The sequence below is a fragment of the Bradyrhizobium sp. ORS 375 genome (genome assembly GCF_000239775.1).
Taxonomy (GTDB): Bacteria; Pseudomonadota; Alphaproteobacteria; order Rhizobiales; family Xanthobacteraceae; genus Bradyrhizobium.
Genome location: NZ_CAFI01000127.1, coordinates 1 through 4361, shown reverse-complemented (window position 1 = coordinate 4361; position 4361 = coordinate 1). Strand labels below are relative to the sequence as shown.

6 protein-coding genes are annotated in these 4361 nt (G+C 65.8%); 3 read left to right on the top strand and 3 right to left on the bottom strand.

The genetic code is table 11. The features are described from left to right. Positions 1-339: 339 nt before the first annotated feature. Positions 340-1158: a lytic murein transglycosylase gene (locus BRAO375_RS11240; RefSeq protein WP_009027594.1), complete on the bottom strand. Its 819-nt coding sequence runs from the start codon at positions 1156-1158 to the stop codon at positions 340-342. Between the two features lie 398 nt (positions 1159-1556). Between BRAO375_RS11240 and BRAO375_RS11235 the strand changes: the two genes are divergently transcribed. Continuing rightward, positions 1557-2072 (top strand): hypothetical protein, encoded by a 516-nt coding sequence (locus BRAO375_RS11235; protein WP_009027593.1) that lies wholly within the window; start codon positions 1557-1559, stop codon positions 2070-2072. Between the two features lie 457 nt (positions 2073-2529). After that, the gene (locus BRAO375_RS11230; protein WP_009027592.1) at positions 2530-2844 is read left to right on the top strand and encodes a hypothetical protein; all 315 of its coding nucleotides are present in this window, start codon (positions 2530-2532) and stop codon (positions 2842-2844) included. A 102-nt stretch (positions 2845-2946) separates the two neighbouring features. Here the strand turns inward: BRAO375_RS11230 and BRAO375_RS11225 are convergent, their stop codons facing one another. Beyond that, the gene (locus tag BRAO375_RS11225) at positions 2947-3321 is read right to left on the bottom strand and encodes a thiol-disulfide oxidoreductase DCC family protein (RefSeq protein WP_009027591.1); all 375 of its coding nucleotides are present in this window, start codon (positions 3319-3321) and stop codon (positions 2947-2949) included. A 230-nt stretch (positions 3322-3551) separates the two neighbouring features. Between BRAO375_RS11225 and BRAO375_RS11220 the strand changes: the two genes are divergently transcribed. Next, the gene (locus BRAO375_RS11220; protein ID WP_006613601.1) at positions 3552-3788 is read left to right on the top strand and encodes a hypothetical protein; all 237 of its coding nucleotides are present in this window, start codon (positions 3552-3554) and stop codon (positions 3786-3788) included. Between the two features lie 189 nt (positions 3789-3977). On the opposite strand, the gene BRAO375_RS11215 is transcribed toward BRAO375_RS11220, so the two are convergent. Further along, positions 3978-4361, bottom strand: a 384-nt coding sequence (locus tag BRAO375_RS11215; RefSeq protein ID WP_035639970.1) for a DUF817 family protein, incomplete at its 5' end; no start/stop codon positions are given.

Genomic DNA, 4361 nt, shown 5'->3' with positions numbered 1-4361 from the left:
ACGAGGGGAAATGTGCGGGTGATTTGCCCGACGGCGCAAGGGCGAAACGTGCGGCAAACTAACACGACGGGCAATTGGCGCATGGCTTGTATGTGCCGAGATCTCTCGCAGCGTCATCAGCGATCAGATTTGCACTCGCCTGCTCCCACGTCGTCATGGCCGGGCTTGTCCCGGCCATCCACGTCGTTCGGCACGCTAGGACGCACGTGGATGCCCGGGTCAAGCCCGGGCATGACGGAGCAACTGATTGATACGATCGTTCGTAGCACTAGCCATGTTCATTTGGATAGGTAGCTCCGCATCTACGGGGCCTGACAGGGTAGGAATGTGAGAGCGCCCCTACCGCCCCATCAGCTGATCCGCGTAGTAGCCGATGGTCTTGCGGTAGATCACCGCCCTGTTCCACTCGCGCATCGCGTCGAAATTCGCCGAGCCCTCGTCGTAGGGCTGGCCCATCTTGAAGCCGTTGCTGTGCAGCAGGTTGGCGGTCGAGGCGAGCACGTCGGCGGTGGAGTGGCGCAGGTCGACGCGGCCGTCGCCGTCGAAGTCGACGCCGTATTTGATGTAGGACGACGGCAGGAACTGGGTCTGGCCGATCTCGCCGGCGAAGGCGCCGATGAGGTCGCGCAAGGTGAGATCGCCACGCTGGACGATCTTCAGCGCGGCCAGCAGCTCGGTCTGGAACAGCTCGGTGCGGCGGCAATCATGCGCGAGCGTGGCCAGCGTGCGGATCACCGGCAGCTTGCCCATGTCGCCCTTGCCGAAATCGGTCTCCAGCCCCCAGATCGCGACCAGGATCTGGCGCGGCACGCCGTATTGCTGCTCGATCTTCGACAGCAGCGCCGCATGCCGCTGCAGCATCGCGCGACCGCCATTGATGCGGCCGGCGCCGACGCGGGTCGAGACGTACTGCTCGAAGCTCTTGTTGAAGGTGTAGCGCTGGCGACGGTCGAAGGCGAGCACGGCCGGATCGAGCGTGACGCCGGACAGCGCCTGGCTGATCGTGCCGGCTGACACGCCGGCGCTCTGCGCTTCTGCCGAGAAGCTGGTGATGAACGTGTTGAAGTCGCCGCCGCAGCGCGCGGCTTGCGCGGAGCTGGCCGCGACACAAGCGGAGAGCGAGGCCGCGAACAGCACGGCAAGACGACGCAGCAGCATGCGGGGATCCCTGGTGATTCATCCAATGAAGGACGATCATGCCATGGCGGAAAGCGCGGCGTCAAAATTGCGGCAGAGGACGAGGTGGTCAAGCGCATTTGCAGAAATGGGCCAAGATGCTTGATCACACTCGTCACGCGGAGAATTGCTCGACCAGTCGCGCCGCGGGCGAGCTGGCCGTTAATGCGCCCTTGCCCCTTGCGGGAGAGGGCATGTAGGACAGAGCAGCAAACGGGGTTGGATAGGCCGCTCATGCCCTCTCCCGCAAGGGGCGAGGGCGCTGTATCTGGCAGCGATGTCGGTGAGACGGGGGCGCTTCGCCCTCATATTGTCCTTGATCCTCGTCAATACCGCGCCATGCTGCCTTCCTAATCTCCCGCGCAAAAGGAGACGACGCCATGATCGGGATTACGCTGACTGCCGACCAGATCCGCTCGGCGCCACCGGAGGTGCGGCGCTGGATCGAGCATCAGGTGCTGGCGGGACTCGGGCTCGGCCCGGAGGCGCCGCCCACACCGGCCGCGCTGCCTGTGCCCGGCGCGCATCTCGTCGCCTGCACCAATGACGATGCCGCCAAGATCCTGGCGCAGATCCAGGGCGTGCTGCCGGCGATGAACGTGTTTTTCGAGTTCAGCCGTCCGGGGATCGCGCTCGGTCAGCCGCCGGTGATCATGTTCCGCCTGATCGACATCCTGCATCACACCCGGCTGCAGAATGTCGGCCAGGTGATGGCGTCGCTGGAGCTGATCAACAAGGCGCTGATCGAGGCGAGGCATGATCCGTCCGCGCGATTCTGCGGCTTCGATCATGAGGGCCATTGCCTGATCGCGCCGGAGACACAGCGCGCCATTGCCAGCGTGTGGCAGAGCGTGATCGCCAAGCAGCACGGCGTCGCCGAGGGCGAGGCGGCGTGAGGGCGGAGGCCTGACATCGCGCCTGACCGAGGCGGCCATCGGTCTCAGTCGTCCGCCGGCGTCCGTCATGATTGACGGCCTGCGGCTGTCCCCTCACCCGTCATTCCGGGGCGCCCGCGAGCGGGCGAACCCGGAATCTGGAGCGGAGGGACGACCAGCAAACCAAGCTCGGGATTCCGGGTTCGCTCGCTCACGCGAGCGCCCCGGAATGACGTGGTGGGGCAATGCCCCGTGGGGGAATGACGCTTGGGGAGCGGACGGTGCTCGGTCCCACGTGCTGGTCGCCAAGGTCGGCGATTGGGCCTGCGCTCCTTGCCTTCGGCTCATCGCGCTGTCCCAAAACGAGCCACGGTCAGGTCGGCTCAGCCATGCCTCTCCCGGGCGGCTCCGGCCTTGAGCGGGGCGTGATCGGTGCTACGATTCCGCGGTCGTTCACGATCTTAAATGGAGATCGCCGATGCCGCCCCGCCCGCGCCGACTGCTTCAGGTTCCCCTGTTCCGCCTGCTCGCGATCAATCTCGCGCTCGGTCTCGGCATGGCCGTGGTGCTGGTCGGCGGCCTGTTGCTGCTCGATCCCTGGGGCCTGCGCCACCTGATCTTCGCCGACCATTCGCCGGGCGTCGCCATCGGCCTCCTGCTCGGCTCGTTCTTCGTCACCTTCGGCTCGACCGCCATGGGCACCGCCATCATGGCGCTCGGCCGCAGCGATGACGAGGATGGTCCGCGCGGCGGCACCAGGGTGCACGCGCGGGTGAAGGTGCGGGGACGATAGGCGCGAGTTCTCGCCGCGACGGCAGTGCGCCCCCCTCCCCCTTGCGGGGAGGGGGGCGCACCGGTCTTGCGGCACGAGTGAAGGCTCACGCGCGCAGTCGCCTCACCAATGCCCCTTGCGCTTGTTCCAGGCGAACAGCACGTCCGCGAAGCGGTCGTAGCCAAACCGCGTCAGCGGCCGAACCAGGCGATTGCCGAGCAGCGTGGCAATCCAACCCTCGCCCGGTGTCAGCTTCCACAGCAGCAGCGCCACGTCGGCGCCGGTGATCAGCTGCCCCTCCTCGTCGGTCGCGTGCAGGCGGCGGCGGACATCGTCGACGCCGGCGCCGTAGGCGCTGAGCGCCTCCGGCTCTTCGTTGATGTCCTTGAAGGCGACGCGGCCCGATTTGACCAGCGCCAGGAGCTTGTTGCGCTGCCAGTCGATGCCGGCGTCGCAGACCGGACAGCGCGTGTTGTACCAGATGGTGAGTTGCGGCATCGACATGATCAGGGTCATTCATCGCGACGTTTGAGGCCTCGCGATGAACGCACTTTCATCCGGCAAAATCGAGGAGTTTCGGAAACGCCGGCCATGGCCGCCTCCTGATGCAGCCGGGCTACCGCGCTCCCGAATCCGTGAAAACCATATGACGGGAAAGGCAAAATCGGGCAGCGGATAAGCATTTTCTTGGATTGACCCGACCGGCCCCGCGGCCGTAAAGCGCCTCCATGGCGAAAAAACCCGGCTCCAATCCCAAAGGCGAATTCGCCTTCTTCAACGTGACCTATGAGGACGGCTCGCAGCGCTCCAACCGCCGCGTCCCGGCCGAACTGCTCGGCGGCCTCGACGGCGACGAACCCGCGCGCGGCTTCATCATGGAGCAGGACCGCGACATCGCCGAGAAATCCGGCCGCCCGCCGCTGGCGATCAAGTCGCTCGAGCGCGTCGGCGCGAAGAAGAAGTAGCAAAGCCACGCTGCCGTAGGGTGGGCGTGCCAGCCATCCAGTGCCTGCCGCGAAGCGGGTTCTCAATTGGGTTACTCGTCATGGCCGGGCTTGTCCCGGCCATCCACGTCTTGGGACTTGGAACGACGTGGATGCCCGGGACAAGCCCGGGCATGACGGCGTGGAGAAACCTCCACCGACAACTGGCGATCACGCCGCCTCGCGATCCGGTCCGGCACTAGGCAGCGCGGCCGCCCTACCCGCCTCCATTCCCCGCGACCGGTTGATCAGGCTGACCAGCGTGTAGCTGATGATCAAGAGCAGAAACCACGAGCCGAGCTTGGCGGGCGACACCATCGCCCAGCCGTGGGCCTGCGCCGGGTAGATCCAGGTGCGCGACAAGGTACCGATGTTCTCCGACAGCCAGATGAACAGCGACACCAGGACCAGCCCGAGCAGCAGCGGCATCGACCGGTGCACGCGCCAGACCTTGAAGTGAACGGTGGCAGGCAGGAACAGCAGCGCGGCCCAGCCGAACAGCACGAGCCTGAGATCGAGCCCGTAATGATCGGTGAAGAAGTTGAGATAGATCGC